At 62.7% G+C, this 16,507-nt stretch carries 16 protein-coding genes; all 16 read right to left on the reverse strand.

Annotated elements, in window-relative coordinates; genetic code table 11:
- Nucleotides 1-98 precede the first annotated feature (98 nt).
- Entirely contained in the window at nt 99-1,904 is a 1,806-nt protein-coding gene (lepA, locus tag JQM66_RS03595; RefSeq protein WP_235228442.1) for a translation elongation factor 4, read from the reverse strand.
- Nucleotides 1,905-2,166: 262 nt separating this feature from the next.
- The gene (locus tag JQM66_RS03600) at nt 2,167-3,207 is read right to left on the reverse strand and encodes a hypothetical protein (RefSeq protein ID WP_235228443.1); all 1,041 of its coding nucleotides are present in this window, start codon (nt 3,205-3,207) and stop codon (nt 2,167-2,169) included.
- Nucleotides 3,208-3,219: 12 nt separating this feature from the next.
- On the reverse strand, nt 3,220-4,623 hold the full coding sequence (locus tag JQM66_RS03605) for an MBOAT family O-acyltransferase (protein WP_235228444.1): 1,404 nt from the start codon (nt 4,621-4,623) through the stop codon (nt 3,220-3,222).
- A gap of 16 nt (nt 4,624-4,639) precedes the next feature.
- Complete coding sequence (locus JQM66_RS03610) at nt 4,640-5,317, reverse strand: helix-turn-helix domain-containing protein (RefSeq protein ID WP_235228445.1); 678 nt, start codon at nt 5,315-5,317, stop codon at nt 4,640-4,642.
- A gap of 750 nt (nt 5,318-6,067) precedes the next feature.
- A complete protein-coding gene (locus JQM66_RS03615) occupies nt 6,068-6,949 on the reverse strand; it encodes an HAD family hydrolase (RefSeq protein ID WP_235228446.1) in 882 nt (293 codons plus the stop codon).
- 52 nt (nt 6,950-7,001) lie between these two features.
- Nucleotides 7,002-7,697, reverse strand: coding sequence for a DivIVA domain-containing protein (locus JQM66_RS03620; protein ID WP_235228447.1), 696 nt, complete (start codon nt 7,695-7,697; stop codon nt 7,002-7,004).
- Nucleotides 7,698-7,714: 17 nt separating this feature from the next.
- Nucleotides 7,715-8,149 (reverse strand): cell division protein SepF, encoded by a 435-nt coding sequence (locus JQM66_RS03625; protein ID WP_235228448.1) that lies wholly within the window; start codon nt 8,147-8,149, stop codon nt 7,715-7,717.
- Nucleotides 8,150-8,178: 29 nt separating this feature from the next.
- On the reverse strand, nt 8,179-8,871 hold the full coding sequence (locus JQM66_RS03630; RefSeq protein WP_235228449.1) for a YggS family pyridoxal phosphate-dependent enzyme: 693 nt from the start codon (nt 8,869-8,871) through the stop codon (nt 8,179-8,181).
- Nucleotides 8,872-8,924: 53 nt separating this feature from the next.
- Nucleotides 8,925-10,190 (reverse strand): HlyD family efflux transporter periplasmic adaptor subunit, encoded by a 1,266-nt coding sequence (locus tag JQM66_RS03635; RefSeq protein WP_235228450.1) that lies wholly within the window; start codon nt 10,188-10,190, stop codon nt 8,925-8,927.
- A gap of 49 nt (nt 10,191-10,239) precedes the next feature.
- The gene (gene hfq / locus JQM66_RS03640; RefSeq protein WP_235228451.1) at nt 10,240-10,470 is read right to left on the reverse strand and encodes an RNA chaperone Hfq; all 231 of its coding nucleotides are present in this window, start codon (nt 10,468-10,470) and stop codon (nt 10,240-10,242) included.
- A 59-nt stretch (nt 10,471-10,529) separates the two neighbouring features.
- On the reverse strand, nt 10,530-11,474 hold the full coding sequence (gene miaA / locus JQM66_RS03645) for a tRNA (adenosine(37)-N6)-dimethylallyltransferase MiaA (protein ID WP_235228452.1): 945 nt from the start codon (nt 11,472-11,474) through the stop codon (nt 10,530-10,532).
- A 28-nt stretch (nt 11,475-11,502) separates the two neighbouring features.
- On the reverse strand, nt 11,503-12,096 hold the full coding sequence (locus tag JQM66_RS03650; RefSeq protein ID WP_235228453.1) for an NAD(P)H-dependent oxidoreductase: 594 nt from the start codon (nt 12,094-12,096) through the stop codon (nt 11,503-11,505).
- Nucleotides 12,097-12,184: 88 nt separating this feature from the next.
- The gene (gene mutL, locus JQM66_RS03655; protein WP_235228454.1) at nt 12,185-14,245 is read right to left on the reverse strand and encodes a DNA mismatch repair endonuclease MutL; all 2,061 of its coding nucleotides are present in this window, start codon (nt 14,243-14,245) and stop codon (nt 12,185-12,187) included.
- A gap of 25 nt (nt 14,246-14,270) precedes the next feature.
- Nucleotides 14,271-15,185 (reverse strand): AEC family transporter, encoded by a 915-nt coding sequence (locus tag JQM66_RS03660; RefSeq protein WP_235228455.1) that lies wholly within the window; start codon nt 15,183-15,185, stop codon nt 14,271-14,273.
- Between the two features lie 27 nt (nt 15,186-15,212).
- Nucleotides 15,213-15,680 carry a hypothetical protein gene (locus JQM66_RS03665; protein WP_235228456.1) on the reverse strand — a complete coding sequence of 156 codons (468 nt, stop codon included), beginning with the start codon at nt 15,678-15,680 and terminating at the stop codon, nt 15,213-15,215.
- Between the two features lie 14 nt (nt 15,681-15,694).
- Nucleotides 15,695-16,402, reverse strand: coding sequence for a CPBP family intramembrane glutamic endopeptidase (locus JQM66_RS03670; RefSeq protein WP_235228457.1), 708 nt, complete (start codon nt 16,400-16,402; stop codon nt 15,695-15,697).
- Between the last annotated feature and the right edge of the window lie 105 nt (nt 16,403-16,507).

The raw sequence follows: 16,507 nt of genomic DNA on the forward strand, positions 1-16,507 counted from the left end.
ACCGGGCGGGCAAAGCCCGCCCGATCCAAGGTTTTGCTCCGCAAAACGCTTGTACGCCGCTTCCGCGGCGGCTCGCTGACGCTCGCAGAGGGCAAGCGTCACTCGTCCAGCTTGAGCACTGCCAGGAATGCCTCTGTCGGCACCTGCACCGTACCCAAACTCCGCATCTTTTTCTTACCCTCTTTCTGCTTTTCCAGCAGCTTTTTCTTTCGGGTCACGTCGCCGCCGTAGCACTTGGCCAGCACGTCCTTCCGCATGGCCTTGATGGTTTCCCTGGCGATGATCCGTCCGCCGATAGCGGCCTGGATGGGGATCTCGAACAGCTGGCGGGGCACGTTCTCCTTCAGCTTCTCGCACAGCCGTCGGGCCCGGGGATAGGCCTTGTCCTTGTGGGCGATAAAACTCAGGGCATCCACCTTGTCGCCGTTGAGCAGCAGGTCCACCTTCACCAGCTCGCTGGGCCGGTAGTCGGACAGTTCATAGTCCAGAGAGGCATAGCCCTTGGTATTGGCCTTCAGGGTATCGAAGAAGTCGTAAATGATCTCGTTCAGGGGCATCTGGTAGTGCAGCTCCACCAGGTGGGTGTCCAGATACTGCATGTCCTTGAATTCGCCCCGGCGGGCCTGACACATGGGCATGATGTTGCCCACGTACTCGTTAGGGCTGATGATGTTCACCTTCACATAGGGCTCCTCGGCGTGCTCAATGGTGCCGGGATCCGGGTAGTTGTGGGGGTTGTCCACCCGCACCATGGTGCCGTCGGTCTTATAGACGTTGTAAATGACGGAGGGCAGAGTGGTCACCAGGTCCAGGTCAAACTCCCGCTCCAGCCGCTCCTGGATGACCTCCATGTGGAGCATACCCAGGAAACCACAGCGGAAGCCAAAGCCCAGGGCCACGGAGGATTCCGGCTCAAAGCTGAGGGAGGCGTCGTTGAGCTGCAGCTTTTCCAGGGCGTCCCGCAGGTCCGGATACTTGCTGCCGTCCTCGGTGTAGATGCCGCAGTAGACCATGGGCTGCACCGGACGGTAGCCGGGGAGGGGCTCCGCCGTGGGCTCGGCGGCATCGGTGACGGTGTCGCCCACCCGGGTGTCCTGCACGTTCTTGATGGAGGCGGTGAAGTAGCCCACCTCGCCTGCCAGCAGTTCCTGGCAGGGCTCCAGGCCCAGAGGCAGCAGATGGCCGCACTCGATGACCTGGTAGCTGGCGCCGGAGGCCATCATCTTCACCGTCTGGCCCACCCGGAGGGTGCCCTCCATGAGCCGCATGTAGACGATGACACCCCGGTAGCTGTCGTACTGGCTGTCGAAGATCAGGGCCTTCAGAGGAGCCTTCTCGTCGCCTGTGGGAGGCGGCACGTTTTTCACCACGTCCTCCAGCACCGCCTCGATATTGATGCCCATTTTGGCGGAGATCTCCGGCGCGTCCATGGCGGGCAGGCCGATGATGTCCTCCACCTCCTGCTTGGATTTCAGAGGGTCGGCGGCGGGCAGGTCGATCTTGTTGAACACGGGGAGGATCTCCAGGTCGTGCTCCATGGCAAGATAGGTGTTGGCCAGGGTCTGGGCCTCCACGCCCTGGGTGGAATCCACCACCAGCACGGCGCCCTCGCAGGCCGCCAGAGACCGGGAAACCTCGTAGTTGAAGTCCACATGGCCCGGGGTGTCGATGAGGTTCAGCTCGTAGACCTCCCCGTCCTGGGCCTTGTAGTTCAGCCGGACGGCCCGGGCCTTGATGGTGATGCCCCGCTCCCGCTCCAGGTCCATGTTGTCCAGCAGCTGGTCGGCCATCTGCCGCTGGGCCACTGCCTCGCACTTCTCCAGCAGCCGATCCGCCAGCGTGGACTTGCCATGATCGATATGCGCAATGATGGAAAAATTTCGGATATTTGCCTGTTTGGACATAAACGTATAACCTCCATCGGCAAGTCCACGCGGGGCCCCGCACGGCGGGGCGGCGCGAAGCGCCGTTACTTTCGATCAAAATCGGGGCCCCCGAAAAGCCGTCAGGCTTTTTGGGGAGAGGAGCCGCAGCGCAATGAGTGAGCTTTTGCCGTCAGGCAGAAGCGAGGGATACGGAGCTTGCGGCGACGAGGTCGATGTGAGCGATAATGCTGAAATTTCGAATATTTGCCTGTTTACTCATATGTCAAGTACCTCCATGAGGTCATTTCCAGATCTCGTCGTAATCGTAGTGTACCACAAAGTCCCGCAGGCCGTCCAGCACTTCCGCCCGGTTTTCCGCGGTCAGCCGGTACTGCCCCGTGGGCATGGCCTGGGCCATGCGGTAGGTCACCCGGCCCGCCACGTGGATGTGGTCAGCGTAGTTGTCCAGGTTGGTGATGACATCCGTGTCCGCCATGAAGAACTGCAGCTCCGCGTTGTCGTACCGCAGCAGCGTCTCCGTGGTCTCCTCCAACAGGGCCAGCATGGCCTCCGTCTGCCCCAGCCGGTCCATTTTATCCCAGAACAGGATGCTGTACGGAGAGAAGAAAAAGATGAACTCCGTGTCCGGGTATTGCTCCAGCCAGCCGGTGACCGTCGTCAGGTTCTCCCGGCAGTTTTCCAGAAAGGCATCCTCCGGCAGTGCGATGCCCGTCTCCTCCGGCCGCTCATAGCCCGCCAGGGCCAGCTCTTTGGAGAAGAACACATTGCCGTCCCACACGAAGGCGTCCTGAATGGTCTGGGTCTCTCCCTGTGCCTTTTTCAGCAGGGTATAGCCCGACCGCAGCAGCACATCCTTGTTCAGCAGATACTGCCCGTCATTCCAGGGGTCGTCGTCATAGAGATAGTCCGGCAATTCCTCCGGTGCCTCCGCCGGACTGCGGGCCAGCAGATTGGGGTCCAGGCCGAAGATCACCCGCTGCACATCCTGTTGGGTGCAGGCATAGTCCAGCGCCGTGGTGAATTCCCCGAAGCCGCCGTTGGGAAAGGTGACCTTCACGGTGGAGGTGTCGTAAAACACATCGAACCAGAAGGGGCGGTAATTGGCCGCCAGGGAGGAGCCCATCAGCAGCGTCTCGTACGCCTGGCTCCGCAGGAGCCCCGCTCCCTGGGCCCGCTGGTCAAACCAGACCTCCCCCTCGGGGTCCGGGTCATGGTAGTGGAAAAAGGGGTCCACCAACCGCACCGTCTCCGCGCACAGAGCCAGCAGCACCGCGGCGGTCGCCAGCAGCGCGGCCGCCCAGCGTTGATATGGTGTTTTCAAGGCCGCGCCTCCTCAGAAATTGGAGTAAATAAAGGTGGCTCCGCTGGAAAAGGACAGCACCGCCCACACCAGCAGCACACCGCACACCAGGGCGGTGCCCAGGTTAGGCCGGAAACTTTCCATTCTCCGGATGGTATTCTGGGGCCACAGAGAAACCGTCAGACTCACCGCCAGCAGCGCCGCCAGAACCAGCCCCGGCACCCGCCCCGCCAGCATGGGCAGCAGGGTGGTCAGGGCGGTGGTCTCGCTGTCCAGCACCCCAGCCGCCAGGGCAGACAGGGGCAGGCCCGCGCCGCCGGACACTGCCGCGGACAGGAGGCCTCCCGCCGCCCCCAGGCTGGGCGCCCGGAAGAACACCCAGGCCAGGTTGACGAACAGGAAGGTCAGCACCCAGCGGAGGGCCTTGGGGAGCCGCTCCCGCCGGGGGCCCCAGGCCCGCTCCATGATCTGGGCCAGACCGTGGAGGCCGCCCCACACCAGGAAGGTCCACCCGGCGCCGTGCCAGACGCCGCTGACCAGATAGACGATCAGGATATTCAGGTATGTCCGTGCATTTCCCTTCCGGCTGCCGCCCAGGGGAAAGTACAGGCACTCCCGCAGGAAGGTTGTCAGGGTGATATGCCACCGCTTCCAGAACTCTCCCACGCTCAGGGCCCGGTAGGGAGAATCGAAGTTCACCGGCAGGCGGATCCCCAGCAGGCGGGCGCAGTCCGCCGCAATGTCGCAGTAGCCGGAAAAATCCAGGTAGAGTTGGAGCGTGTAGGCCAGCATCACTAGCCACGCCCCAGGGGCCGTCAGGTCCGCCAGCATGGCCCAGCCGTTGGAGACCACCGTCCCCAGGGAATCCGCCAGCAGCACCTTTTTCGCCATGCCCAGGGAGATGGCATACAGGGCGGCGGAGATATCCCGCCAGTCGGGGTGCAGGAAGGTCTCCCCGTTCAGCTGTGGAAAAAAAGCGGAGGGCCGCAGAATGGGGCCGGAGGTCAGAGTGGGGAAAAAGAAGGTATACAGCAGGTAGTCCCTTCTGCCCGCAGGCTCCGCCGCCCCGGTATAGACCTCCTTGAGATACCAGATCTGCTGGAAGGTAAAGAAGCTCAGGCCCAGGGGCATCCAGCCGCCGGTGAACCCACCGGCGTACTTATACCACAGCAGCGTGCCGGTCAACCAGGCCAGGGCCACCAGGAACACCGGCTTTTTCCGCTCCGGATGGGCGGAAAAGTCTCCGGCAGCCGCCCAGGTCACGATACAGCCGCCCAGCAGCACCAAAAACCCGCCCAGGACCTTTCGGTCGGGGAACCCCCACAGGCAGAACACCCCGCAGGCCGCCAGCAGCAGCCACGATCCCACCCGGCGGCTCCGGTGTCCCACTTTAAGGCAGACCAGAACCGTCACCGTCAAAAAGGCCAGAAAGGCCAACGACTGAAAACTCATCTCACTGCTGGGAAAGGCCGTTGAGGCGGCTGTCGGCGGAGCTGAGCACCTGGGTCAGGCTCTGGTTCCGGCCCGGATAGCCTGCTGCCAGGGCCTCGGGCGCCAAGTCAGGGAACTCCGTCTTCTGGGCCGCCTGCTGCTTCAGGGCGTGGACGAACCGGGTCTCCTCCAGCTTCATCTCCACCTCGGCCATGCCCATGGTGCAGTCACCGGCATCCAGGGCAAAGTAGTCCTCGTTGGCGCCAGCTTCCCGGTACAGGTGGCGGTACAGCTGATAGACGCCGCTGCCCAGATACGCGGCTGCCGCGTTGATGGCGGCCTTGTCCCCCAGCCTGCCCAGCAGGCCGAACAGCACGCCGATGGCGCCGCCCAGCAGCTTGCTCTGCAGGGTAGCCATCACGCTGCCCTGGAGCACATTTCCCGGCTCAGCGGCGTTCAAAATTTCCTCGCTGGTCAGCATGCTGCCCTCCCGGGACAGGGTACGACCCAGGATAAAGTCCGCCGACACATGGTAGTAGTCGCAGGCCTTCACCACGAAGGAAAGGCCCGGTTCCCGGATGCCGTTTTCATAGTGGCTCAGCAAGGCCTGGGAGATACCCAGGTCGCCGGCGGCGGTCCGCTGGGAAACGCCCCGCTCTTTGCGCAGCAGGGACAATGTTCTGGAAAATTCGGAAGCCATATCGGTTCTCCTTTATAAAGAGTTTCTTTTTAAATACGCAGCGTATAGTTTACCAAATTGGATACGAATTGTAAAGAGGATTTGGGGGTAAAACAGCGCCCCTGCCGGGGCGCCGTGGGGAATGTGCCCGGCTTCGCCGGACGGGAATGCGGCCCCCACTTTTCTTTGGGTTGCGCCCAAAGAAAAGTCGCCGCCGCAGCGGTGGAAAAGAAAGGCGCTTTCGCGCAAAGCCGGCGCCGATGGCGCCTTTTTGCGCAAAACGTTTGGTCGCCGTGGCCAGTGCGGTGCAGACTTGCAAGCCCGTACCGGGTGCGCCCCACGCAGGCGAAACAGAGATAGCCCGCCGCCGCATGCCGAACTGCCGCCTTGCTTTCGGGGTGGTCAACGAATGGAATTGTTTCTCTTTCCGCTCCCCCTCCGGGGGTGTAGTCCAGAATAGAGGGCCCGCAGGCCCCCTGGTCTGGCCGTTTCAAGGGGGTGTGGGGGAAACAGGCGAAGCGCCGCCAGTGGCGGATGAAGCGAGCCTGTTTCGAGGAAGCGGCGCGATTCCCGGCCCCAAAGAGGCCGGGAATCGCAATGCCGCGACGGTGTTGAAATTCGGAATCCCCCCGGGTTTCACCTCGGCCCAGAGGAACGGGCCTCGGATGACCGGGCGGCAGATGCCCGGCCTGGAGGGGGTGTAAGGGGGAGGTGTCATTTCAAAAGACCTCTCCCCCTCTTCCCCCGTCCCCCTGTCAAGGGGGACCATCCTCAAAACAGCCCCACCTGGTTGGGCAGCACATCGCCGCCGATGCTGCGAAGCTGCTGGGTATTCTCCTCCCAGAGCTGATCGGAAATGGCCATTTTGCGGATGATGTTCTTCACCGTCAGGTCCAGGGCGGTGCCCTCGCTGTAATCCGCCTTGAAGATGAAATCCACTCGCCCCTTGGCCAGCAGGTCCTCCACGCCCATGCGGTTGCTGTCCTGATACACGGCGATGGCCTGGCCGCCGTAGGCCCGCATCATCTTCATGCAGGGTACATCCGAAAGGCCGTCCCCCATGTAGATCATGTTGGTGAAGGGCACCCGTTTGCTGTCATCGGGCATGGAATCGTTCAGCGTCTTGTCGTCGGACACGTCCAGCACACCCTTGTTGATGCGGTAGACGAACTGGGTCTTGGCGGTGAAGTTGACCGCCAGCTTGGGCCAGACGGGGCGGCCGCTCTCATCGTAGTAAAATTCGCTGGCGTAGATCTCCTTGAACTCCCCGCTGATGGAGGAGCCCTCAATGATCTCCCGCAGGCCGGAGGAGATGATGTAGTGCTCCACCTGGACGCCCTGGGACCTGCCGAACTCATTGATGCGGCGGAACCAGTCCTGTACACCGGGAAACAGCACGATGCCGCGGCCCTTCTCCACCAGATCCTGGCGGGTGAAGGGGAGGTTTTTCCGCTCTGATTCCCGGATCATGGTATACATATAGGCCAGGATGCCGTCGATGCGGTTGCGGCGGCCAAAGCCGTTGGCCAATGCCCAGAACTCCGAGGGCGTCATGCCCAGGGAGGGGATGAAGGCGTAGTCCTGCATGTCGGTGGTGCAGAGGGTCTTATCAAAGTCATACAAAAAAGCCACGATGGGCATCTGCTTCTCCATAGGTCCTCCTCATCAAAAAAGCGGCTCCTTCCCGGAGCCGCTTCTGCGTGATTTATTCGCCGGTGTAGTTGCGGCCGAACTTCAGATCATCCAGGTTGATGCGGCGGGTGGCGTCCAGATCCTCCCGGGCAAAGGGATCGCCCGTGGGATAGTCGTCCACCGGGGCCTCCTCTTCCACAGGCTCCTCCTTGATCTCTTCCGTAATCTCTTCCGCCTGCTGGGCGGCAAAAGCGGCCAGCACGTTCTCGCCGATCTCTTCCACCCGGGCTTCCTCCCGGGCAGGGGCGGGCTGCTCCACCTCCAGCTGGGGCAGCTGGTCCAGGAACTGCAGTTCCCGTGCGCACAGGTCCCGGCTGGCGGAGATAAACTTCGCCAGTTCCTGCTGGCCCTGGGCCAGGCGCTCCTGGGCCACGGTCAGCTCCTGCTGGTACTGCACGGTCTTCTCCTTGGCGTCGGTGTCGGCCTTGGCCAGGATCTCATCCCGCTTGGCCTCGGCATCCCGGACGATGGAGTCCGCCATGCGCTGGGCCGTCAGCAGAGTGGCCCGCATGGAATCCTCCGTGGCGCGGTATTCCTCCACCTTCTCCACCAGGACCTTCATCTTGGCCTTCAGGGCCGCGTTTTCCTTATAAAGAGCGGTATAGTCATCGGTCAGCTCGTCCAGAAACTCGTCGACCATGGCCATGTTGTATCCGCCCATGACCGCCTTGGCAAAGGCGTGTGTGGAAACTTCCTGCGGTGTCAGCATATCTGTCTCTCCCCCTGTTAGAAGTACAAGCCGTTATTTTCCAGCTCGTCGATCAGGTCGCCCTCGATATCCACATGGTAGGGCGTGATGATGTAGGTGTTGGCGGAGACCTTCTTGATCTTGCCCTCACCGGCATAGGCCACGCCGGACAGGAAGTCGATCAGCCGGCGGGCGATGTCCTTGTTGGTGGATTCCAGGTTCAGGACCACGGTCCGCTTGTCCTTCAGATGGTCGGCGATCTCGGAGGCGTTCTCAAACCGCTCCGGCTTCACCAGCACCACCTTCAGCTGGGTGGTGGCGTGGATGTTGACTACCTTGTTGCGGCGGTCCTCCGGCTTGTTGCGCCGGTCCTCAAAGGTGTCCCGGCGGGGGGTCTCCTCGAACTCCTCAAATTCCTCGTCCTCATCCTCATAGGGATGGGTCAGCTTTTTCAGCTCATCAATAAAGCCCATGGCAGCAGCCTCCTTGTTGGAGTTTTTCCTCAAGTATAATGGCGGGCGCCGAAGATGGCGGTCCCCACGCGGACCATGTTGGCACCGGCGCGGATGGCATCTTCATAATCGCCGCTCATGCCCATAGAGAGATATTCTAATTCATTATGGAACAATTTCGCATTGATGTCAACATAAAGTGCCCGAACTTTGTGGAAATACTGCATATTGGTATCCCGATCGGCATCCGCGGGGGGAATGGTCATCAGTCCCCGCACCCGGACATGCTCCCGCTTCCGGGCTTCCTCCGCCGCTGCGAAGAGCTCCGCCGGAGCAAAACCGCTCTTGGCCTCCTCCTCGCCGATGTTGACCTCCAGCAGGATATCCTGGACCAGGTCCTTTGCGGCGGCTACTTTTTCGATCTCCTCCAGCAGGGCCAGGGAGCCCACAGACTGGATCATGGCCACGTGGCCCACTACCTGCTTGACCTTGTTGCGCTGCAGGTGGCCGATGAAGTGCAGGGGCGCGCCGTCATAAGCCTGCTCACTCAGCTTCTGGGTCATCTCCTGGACCCGGTTCTCTCCCAACACGTCGATGCCGGCGGCGATGGCCTCCCGGCAGGCGGCGGCGTCGTTCATTTTGCTGGCGCCCACCAGGGTGATCTCTCCGGGGTCCCGGCCCGCCTCTCTGGCGGCGGCCGCGATGTTGGCCCGCACCTGGGCAATGTTTTCGGCAATGGACATACTTTCCAACTTCTTTCTATGATAAATTTACAAACTCGTTCTGATTTCCGCCCTCAATCCGCGGCCACGACCTTGCCGTCGGAGAGATCTCTGGCAGAGAGGATCACTTCATCACCGGGCCGCAGGCGGAGAGTCTCCTTGTCGGAGGGCTGGTCAGCCCGCACCAGCACGAAGTTCTCCCCGCTGTACAAAATCTCCACCGGCTTGAACCGGGCCTCCACGCCCACCACGCAGTAGACGCCGATGTCCTTGCTCTCCGTGGTGTTCCCGTCCGCGTCCGTTTGGGTGGTGGTCACGACCCGCAGCGCCTCCTCCGGCACCCGGATGCCCTCCACGCTGTCGGAGATGATCTGGGCGCTCTGCTGCCGCAGCAGCGTCAGCTCAGCCAAGTAGGTCTTTCCCTCGAATACTACCACGCACCGGCCGTTCTCCTCAGCGCCCACATGGGCCACCGTCACCGTCAGGTCCCGCTCCACGCCTTTGGCGAAGCGGAGCGTCAGCTCCCCAGCCTCTTTCAGGGCCTGAGCCTCCTCCGTCCGCATGGCAGCCACGTAGTACCAGGAGTCCCCCAGCACCAGCTTGCCCACGCCGGAGGCAACCGCGCTGTCAACTTTGATGCCGTTCAGCTGCGAGGGCGTCAGCTCCCGGATGCTCTCCGGCGTCAAAACGGTCTCATAGCCGTCCACCACCGCCGAATACAGGCCGGAGACCGGAGCGGTGACCCGCTGGACGGCGCCCGCGATCTGGGCCTTCAGGTCCTTCACCTGGGCCTGCAGCTCCTGGATCTGGAGGGTCAGGTCCGTGGTGTCCGTGTTGGTGTAATCCCGCTTCAGTACCTGGGCCCGCAGCTGGGCGCCCTGCTTCTGGGCGTCGCCCAGGTGGCCCGCCGTCAGGGCGGCCCGGTAATCCAGGATGTTCCGGCGGATCTGGGTGTCCAGCTTCTGGGCTACCTCCACGCCGACCTCCGCCTCCCGGGCGTATTGTAACTGCCCGATGCGGGCGTTCAGGGCCTCGATCTCCGTCTGCCGGTCCACTGAGGTCTGGTCGGCGTAGACCGCCGCCACGGTGCCGCCCACGGCGACCCGTTCTCCTTCCGCTCTGCGGACCTGAAGCACACCGCCGGTCTGATCCGGTAACACCTGCTCCTGCCGCACCACGTAGCCGGAGACACTGACGGCCTCCTCCACCCGGTAGTTGTATGCCGGGATGGTGGACAGGGGATCGCTGAAATAGCGGACCGCCTGGAAGCCGAAATAGGCGGCCAGGCCCAATGTCACCGCCGCCATCAATAATTTTGTACCGAGAGAGTTGTTTTTCATGTTGGCCTCTTATGTAGCCGCGCTCCCCCGGTCAGGGAAAGCGCAGGGGTTATGGATCGTTTTCTGTCAGGTCCACGTTCCGTAAGGGGGCAATGGTGGAAATGGCATGTTTGTAGATCACTTGCTGCCGGCCCTCGCTGTCCAGAATGACCACGAAGGCGTCGAAGCCGGTGATGGTGCCCCGCATCTGGAAGCCGTTCATCAGGAACACGGTGACAGGCACCCTGTCCCGTCTGGCTCTGAGAAGAAATAGATCCTGTAAATTCGCTTTGGTCTGCATATCGTCCGCTCCTTTTTCTGTGTGGGTCGGACGATTTTTCCTTTTTTCGTCCGCCGGGACTAGGATACCCCAGCGGCAGTCAGAATTTCCGTCGAAACCTGTAAGGCCTTCGCAAAATCCCGTTCTTTTTCCCACTCGATCCAATGGATGTCCCCGTTCCGCCGCAGCCAGGTCAGCTGGCGCTTGGCGTACTGCCGGGAGCGGAGCTTTACCTCCGCCACGGCCTCCTCCACGGTGGCGGTGCCGTCCGCCACCCCTAAAAACTCCTTGTAGCCGATGGCCTGAAGGGCGGTGGCCTCTCGGGGGATGCCGCTTTGCAGCAGGCGCTCCACCTCCGCCAGAAGTCCCTCCTCCACCATCTTGTCCACCCGCCGGTCGATGAGGGCCTTCATGTCCTCCCGGTCCGCGAACCGCAGGCCGATCCACACGGCGTCGTACCGGGGCGGGATGCGCTGCGTCTCCTGGTTGTGGGCGGTGATGGTCTTTCCGGTCTCCAGATACACCTCCAACGCCCGGAGGATGCGCTTTTCATCCGCCGGGTGGAGACGCTCCGCCGACACCGGGTCCACCTGCCGCAGCTCCGCCAGCAGGGGTTCGATCCCCTCCGCCGCCAGCCGCCGCTGGAGGGTCTCCCGGACCGCTCCCCCGGCGTGGCCCCCGGCAAAGGTGCGGCCGCTGACCACGGCCTCCAGCCACAGTCCCGTGCCGCCCACCAGGATGGGTAACTTTCCCCGGGCCAGGATATCGTCGATGACGGGGATGGCCGCTTCGGCGTACCGGGCCACGGACCACTGCTCTGACGGGTCCGCCACGGCGATCATGTGGTGAGGAACGCCGTCCATCTCCGCCGCTGTGGGGGCGGCGGTGCCGATGGTCATGCCCCGGTAGATCTGCATGGAATCGGCGGAGACCACTTCCCCGTTGAATTTCTGGGCCAGCAAAACGCCCAATGTGGTTTTTCCGCAGGCCGTGGGGCCTACCACGCAAACGATCTTCGGTGCCATGGTCTCCCTCCTCTCCCAATCTGTTCTCTCAGAATTCCGCCGCCAGCTTTCGGGCCAGCTCACAGGCCCCCGCCAGCAGCTCCGGCGCCACGGCGGGGTCAATGTCCAGGCCCCCCGCGAACACGTAGTCAAACCGGGGGATACCGAACATGGTGGCCAGTTGCCGCCAGTGGACCACGCCCACGCTGTCCTCATGCTCAAAATCGCCGCCGCTGGTGAGATACACCAGGCGGGACGCCCGGCAGTCTCCGTGACAGCCCTGTTCGTCATAGTGATAAGCAAGCCCATTGGCGGAGATATACTCAATATACGTCCGCAGAGCCGCCGGGTAGCTCAGGTCCCAGAAGGGAGCCGCCACCACGATACCATCCGCCGCCCGGAACTGGCGGGCCAGATCAAACACCGGCGCATCCCAGGCTCCCACGGAGGCCAGAGCGTCCCGGTCATCCAGCATGGCCGCGTCAAAGGGCTTTAAGGCCAGCAGGGTTTCCTGAGAGACGGTCTCCACTTCCGCGTCCTGGTGCTTTTCCCGGAATGCGGCCAAAAAGGCGTCTGCCAGGACCCGGGTGCGGGAATCTCCTCCCCGTCGGCTGATGCAGCAGTCTACAAATAAAATTTTCAATTGACCGCTCCTTTCTGCCTTTCCCCCCTCCGGGGGGAAGGTGGCCCCGCAGGGGCCGGATGAGGGGGACTCTCCCCCTTGAAAAATATTATGCCCGCTTAAACATCTTTTCCAACTCGTATTTCGTCAGCTTCACTGCCACGGGCCGTCCATGGGGACAGTATTTCACTTCCCCGCTCTGGACCTTCTCCACCAGCACCCGCAGCTCCGCCGGATCGCTGGTCCAGCCGCCCTTGATGGCGGCCTTGCAGGCCATGGTGTGCAGCAGGTTCTCCCGCTTCTCCTCCAGGCTGCGTCCGGCACGGAGATTTTCCGCAAATTCCTCCAACGTGGGCACCGTGTCCTCGGCGTTGAGATCCGCCGGGACCTCCCGCACCAGGATGGCACCGTCGCCGAAGTCCTCGCAGGCAAAGCCGAACTGCTCCAGCAAAGGCAGATTTTCCAGCAGCAGGGCGCCGTCCTCTTTCGTCAGCTCCGCCGCGATGGGCCGCAGCAGGGTCTGCCGCATGGGTGGCTCCAGCCCGGCCTTCAGCCGGTCAAAGTTGACGCGCTCGTGGGCGGCGTGCTTGTCGATGAGCCAGACGCAGCCGTCCTCGCTCTCGCAGATGATATAGGTGTGCAGCACCTCCCCAGCGATGCGCCAGGGGACCTCCTTCGGCTCCTCCATGGTCTGCTGCTCCGGCAGGTCCAGGGCGGTCTGCCGCTCCGCCGGGATGGCGGGTACAAAGGGCCGCTCCGGTTTGGGCGGCTCCGGTCTCACAGGTGCTTCCGCCAAGGGTTCCGGCTTCTTCTCCGGCGCCGGGGCGGTCTTTTCCGCAAGTCCCTCCATCACGGAGGCAGGAGGCTTTCCGAAAGCTCCCGCCGGTTTTTCCAGGGGCCGGAAAGCCGCGGGCCGCACCGGGGGCGGGACGCTGTCCGCCACCTGAACGGTGGAGCTCCACTCTCCGTCCCAGGAGGTGGTGTAAGACTTCTCCGCCACCGGACGGGCAGGTGTCTGGACCGCAGGCCGAATGGACACCGCAGGCTTGGACGCTGCCGCGGGGACAGGCTTTTCCGTGCTTTTCGCCCCTTGCTCCCGGTAAGTCCTGGCGTCCATAGTCTGGAAGAAATCCTGCCGGGGATTCACCGCCTGCTGGACGCTCTTGGACACCGCCGGGACGGTCCGGGCGTCCAGGCAGTCCAGCACGGTGTGGTACACCGCGTCAAAAACCTCCCGCTCCCGGGCAAACTTCACCTGGGTCTTGGCGGGGTGGACGTTGACATCCACCTCCGTCACCGGAAGCGTCACGGACAGGACGCAGCCGGGGAACTTCCCCTTCATGATCTGGTTGCGGTAGCCCTCCTCCAGGGCCGCCGTCAGCAGCTGGGACTTGATAAAGCGGCCGTTGACGAAGAACACCTGCATGGACCGGGAGCCCCGGCCCATGAGGGGCTGGGTCACGAAGCCGCTGACGGCCACCTCACCGCCCCGGCCCTCCACCGGCACCAGGGATTTTGCAAAATCCCGGCCCAGGGCCGCGTAGACGGCAGACTCCGGCTTTCCGTCGCCGGGGGTGTGGAGGCTTTCCGCGCCGTCCTTGATGAATTTGAAGGAGATATCAGGATGGGACAGGGCCAGATGCTGCATGAGGCCCGCCACGGCGGCGGTCTCGGCGCTGTCCTTTTTCATGAATTTCAGCCGGGCCGGGGTGTTGTAAAACAGGTCCCGGACGGCGATAGTGGTGCCCTCCGGGGCGCCTGCCTCCTCCACCTGGCCGGGCACGCCGCCCTCCAGGCGCAGGGAGGCGCCGCTGCCGCTGCCCTTTTGCCGGGTCAGAATCTCCACCTGGCTGACGGCGGAAATGGCCGCCAGGGCCTCGCCCCGGAAGCCCAGGGTGCCGATCTTGCCCAGGTCCCCGGCAGAGCGCAGCTTGCTGGTGGCGTGGCGCAGAAAGGCGGTGGGCAGCTCACCGGGGGCGATGCCGCAGCCGTTGTCCGTGACCCGGATCAGGCCCATGCCGCCCCGGCGGATCTCCACCACCACGGCAGAGGCCCCGGCGTCGATGGCGTTCTCCACCAGCTCCTTGACCACGCTGGCCGGCCGTTCCACAACTTCACCGGCAGCGATCAAATCCGCCACATGAGCGGGTAATTGTTGAATATGGGGCATCTCATATCCCTCCAGAAAACGAAACTCACAGGAACAGCACCGCCACCACCGGAATGGTGAGGATGGAGACCAGGGTGGTCAGAAAGGTGGCCTGGGCCATGCACTCCGTATCGCCGTTGTACTCCATGCTCAGCAGTGTCCCATTGACCGCCGCGGGCATGGCCATGAGGATAACGGCGATCCCCGCCACAACAGGCGGCTCCACGTGCATCCAGCCCAGGACCACCCGCAGCAGGGCGGGCAGTACCAGCAGCCGCACCGCCGTCAGCATCCACATCCGGGGAGAGGTGAACACCTGCTTCACCGGCAGGCCCGCCAGCAAAGACCCCACGATCAGCAAGGACAGGGGCGTGGTCAGATCGCCCACAAAGGATGTGCACTCGCCCACCAGGGCCGGAAGGGAAATGTGGCCCAGGGCGATGACCAGGGCGGCGACAGAGGCAATGATGCAGGGGGTGGTCAGTTGCTGCCAGCGGAACTTGGCCCGGCCGGACAGCATGAAGGGGCCAAGGGAATAGGACAGCAGGTTGAAGGGCAGCACCAAAATGACGGCATAAAACAGCGCCTCCGGCCCAAAGATGGCCACGATCACCGGATAGCCGATAAACGCCACGTTGGGAAACACCAGGACATAGCGCCACACGCCCTTTTGTTTCTCCGTGCCGCCCAATAGCCGGGGTACCACAGCAGCCGCCAGCGCCCCCATGCCATAAAATACAACAGCCACTTTCAGCACGGACAGGATCTCCGCCACGCCGGGCAGATTGTCGCCTGTGGACACCGTGGCAATGATGAGGCAGGGAACGGTAATATTCAGAAGGATCTTGGAGATCTTCTGGTCGGTCTCTCCCCCCAGGTAGCCCAGGCGGCGGGCCAGGTAGCCCGCGCCGATACCGAAAAGGATCACCAGCATCTCAAAAAACGTATCCAGAAAGCTCATGGGCTCGGGTCTTCTTTCTCTCTCAAATCAAATCTCCCGCCACTGGCTCCGGAAGCCCAGGGCGTCCACCAGAGCATACAGCTGCCGCACAGAGCGGGCGTCCCCTTCCACGGAGCGCAGCAGCTGGTTTTTGCCGGTGGTCTCAATGTTGACGGTCCAGTCGCCGTCCTTTTCCCAGCAGTAGACCATCTTGATGGACTTCTGTGGAATGGCGGTCTCTCCCAGGATCAGCACGCCGTCCCGGATGGTCCAGCGCAGCGTCTCGCTGTTGCCCTTGTCGCCGGGCAGCAGCTTCATCATCTGGGGATACAGCAGCCAGATCAGCACCGGTACCAGGATGGCGATGCCGAACTGGGTCATCAGGCCGCTCTGCAGCTGGGTGGACAGCATCCGCGCCATGGGCAGCATGATCAGCAGGATCACCGCCGCTGTAATGGTCAGGGCCGCCGCCTTCCGCCAGCCGCCGCTGCGTTTGACAGTCAGTTCACCGGACATAACGATTCCTCCTCTTACAGCATAGCCCACGCGCTGAGGGCGTTGGCCGCCGCGTGGATGGCAATGGATGTCCAAAGGGTCCCGCTGTGCTCATAGGCCCAGGCCAGCACCAGTCCGGGCACCAGATACTGGACCATCAGCAGGAAATAGGTGATGTCCTGCTTCACCACCGCGAACTGCCACACATGCAGCAGGGCAAACAGCAGGCAGCTCAGCAGGTACGCCACCGCCCGGCTCTTGCTTTTCAGATTGCCGAACACCAGGCCCCGGAAGAGCACCTCCTCCACAAAGGGGGCCAGGAAAATGACGATCAGCAGTGTCACCCGGGGGGCGTCCTGGATCTGGGCGGAGATGGTGGTGTCGTTCAGGTTGGTGCGGTTGGTGATGACCAGGTTGCTGAGGCGGTACACCAGCTCATTGAGGCCGTACAGCCCCACCAGGCCCACCAGCACCGACTTGCAGGCGATGCCCAGGTTATCCGCGAACTGGCGGGAGGTGCGCATCAGGAACTTGTGGAAAATAATGACCGTCACGGCAAACAGGACGTAGTAATAGATCATGTTCTGCACAGTGCCTGAAATGTTCACCGCCAGCAGCTTCTCCAGCACCCGGAACAGCGGGTCCGTGGCAAAGGGCAGGACCACCAGGTAGATGACGAAAAAGATCACACCGGCGATCTGCTCTCCGGGGGACATATAGGATGTGGATTTGCGTTTTGCCATAGAAACCTCCTCAGATATGCCGGGACCCCGGCATAGGGGATGAACCCCCCATTTTCTTTGGGTTGCGCCCAAAGAAAACGGGCCGTTCACGGTCCAAAAGAAAGG

It is taken from the genome of Oscillibacter valericigenes (genome assembly GCF_021531915.1).
Classification (GTDB): Bacteria; Bacillota; Clostridia; order Oscillospirales; family Oscillospiraceae; genus Oscillibacter; species Oscillibacter valericigenes_A.